Source organism: Lapidilactobacillus mulanensis (assembly GCF_003946215.1).
GTDB classification, from domain to species: Bacteria; Bacillota; Bacilli; order Lactobacillales; family Lactobacillaceae; genus Lapidilactobacillus; species Lapidilactobacillus mulanensis.
On the sequence record NZ_RHOW01000089.1, the window covers coordinates 1 to 2523 of the forward strand.

The window sequence follows — 2523 nt, forward strand, 5'->3', positions numbered from 1 at the left end:
AAAAACTCCTTCCTAAGTGTACAAGCTTTGATTATTTGCTTGTCTACTTAAGTAGGAGTATAGCCGACCGCCAGATTTTCGGCAAGGTCATAACTTTTTTTGATTTAGCTAATAAATTTCAGGACATCCGTCAACTGCTGAATTTGATGTGTAGCCATTGGCGCGTCGTTCAACCGATCGACATTGAAATATATTGTGGCGATACCCGCATTAGTTCCGGCTTCGATATCTAAACGACGATCACCGATTATTACCGTTTCATTTGGCGCTAATTGATATTGCGCCATGATTGCTAAAATTGCGCCCGGATCAGGCTTGCGGGGGAAATCTTGGTCAGCGTCCACGCCGCCCACGAAATACCCGCGCAATCCGGCTGCTTGCAAATATTGATAAACACTTTGGTTTCGATGCGTATCCAGAAAATTCTGTCCGTGCTGCGCAACGACTGCTTGCAGGACTTCTTTTGCTCCGGTATATGGTTGGGGTTCACGTTGCGAAGCGTGCTCCAACTCGTGATAACGTTTAGCTAATGCTTCCGCTGAAAAGCCATATTTAGAAGCCATTTGCTGTTCGACAAATCTAACTGATTTTAATTTCATGCTTTGATATAGTGCCGCTCGGTCTAAGCCAGCCACACCAAACTCAGCGAGTGCCTGCGACAAGGTATTTAACATCACTGGATATGTATCAAACAAAGTGCCATCGAAATCCCAAATAAAGTTTTTATATGTCATAGACACACCCGCCATTCTCGTCAATATTTTTAACCATTAAACTAAAATCATTTGTTTTACCACTCCCCCAATTTTAACATTCATCGTAAGCAGTAAGTAACCGACAGTATTAAAATTTTCAGTTCATTGCCTGCCATTGACGCTGCACATATATCTGTTTAACTTTTTCTGTCCATGGTAAATAAGCTATAATTTGTTCATCGCTTGGATCTTCTCCTACTTTTTCCAATAAATACTCAACGTATCGGTAAACGTTGAGTATTTATTGGTCTTTTCGGATGATTTGATTAATCATAGTCTTCCCGTAACCGAGTAGCATATAATACAGCACCTAAAATCAATACCCCCATCGTTATCAAAACAATAGAGACACTTGTCTTATTTAATAAATAACCCAAAAAGGCGGTTCCTAGTGGCGTTGCGACTGTAAATAAAGCAGTCACTGTTGTAAAAATTGTGATTCGGCCATTTTCTGGGACTGTTTCAAGCAACCAAGAGTCCATAGAACTATCTATAAAAGCCATAAGTGATCCAAGAACGATCACCTCTGCAATTGCAAACAATGTATTATCCGCAAAAGCTAAAATTATAAGAACTGCTCCACACCCGGTAAATCCAACAATGGCAATTGGTTTGATGTGCCATTTACCTGCAACTAGGCTAAAAATAGCCGAACCTGCTATCATACCAGCCATTAGTCCACCGTCCATAAATCCATAAACGGTTGCACCACTATTCAATACACGATGCACCAAGGCTGTTAAAACAACATCTAACGGTGCAAATGCAAAATTCACGATGATTGATAAAGTGATTATGCCTAACAAAGTTTTCGATCTATAAATATGTTTAAAAGCCCCTAGCATATTAAAGTTTGAAGGTTCATCTTCGGAGACTAAATAATTTACGCTTAAAAAATACGACGTCAAACTAGCCGCAACGAAAGTTAAAGCAATTATCAGAAATAGCACTTGATATCCAAACTTATCAAAAATAATGCCACTTAACGTAATTCCGACTAATTCAAATAATGCCGTAATAGTATTCGAAATACCGACCCAAGATCCTAACTTACCCTTTCCTTTTGTCATTTCGGGTATTACGGTTGTGGTTGCTGAAGTTCTTAATTGTTCCAATACCTGCAAAATCATATTAATTCCAATAGCCAGCCAAACACCAATTGACATTGTACTAAATAACGTAATTAATAAAAATAAAACGGCTCGCATACCGTCACTTGTGTACATCAAAAATCTCGAACCTTTTTTATTAGCTAGCGCAGCAACTCCCACCGCAAAAATGCTAGGTAAAGATTGTAGAACACCCGCTAAGACAAGCATGGAAACCGCGCCAGTCATTTTTAAAACATACCAGTATATCGCCAATGCAGATGCGCTATTTGCTGCCGATGAAAATGCAACGGAACTAAGGTATTTAATTATTTCTCTTCGGAAATACATTGTATTACTTTTCAATTTCTCCACCATGATTTGAAAACTTCAAATTTTATATCCAATTTGTTTAACCCTACAGCGATGAGCGTGTCAAATACACACCCATCATTCTCATCAATGTTTTTAACCCTTGAATAAAATCAATTGTTTTATTTTACCCATATAATCAATTTTTAGCAATCATCTAATTATTCTATAATTATTACCAGCGCAAAATTAATGATCTTTCCATCAAACAGATGCCGCGTTTTGAACTCACGTCTGTCTTAGAGTGTTTAAATAATTATGTGTAAATGAATTATTGGGAATTGAAAAAGGGAAGCCTCTCCCTTATG

The 2523-nt window shown here is 38.1% G+C and carries 2 protein-coding genes; both read right to left on the bottom strand.

The features are described from left to right. Positions 1-104: 104 nt before the first annotated feature. Positions 105-734 carry an HAD hydrolase-like protein gene (locus EKM67_RS10560; RefSeq protein WP_164506654.1) on the bottom strand — a complete coding sequence of 210 codons (630 nt, stop codon included), beginning with the start codon at positions 732-734 and terminating at the stop codon, positions 105-107. Between the two features lie 287 nt (positions 735-1021). Next, positions 1022-2209 (bottom strand): MFS transporter, encoded by a 1188-nt coding sequence (locus tag EKM67_RS10565; protein ID WP_164506655.1) that lies wholly within the window; start codon positions 2207-2209, stop codon positions 1022-1024. Positions 2210-2523 lie beyond the last annotated feature (314 nt).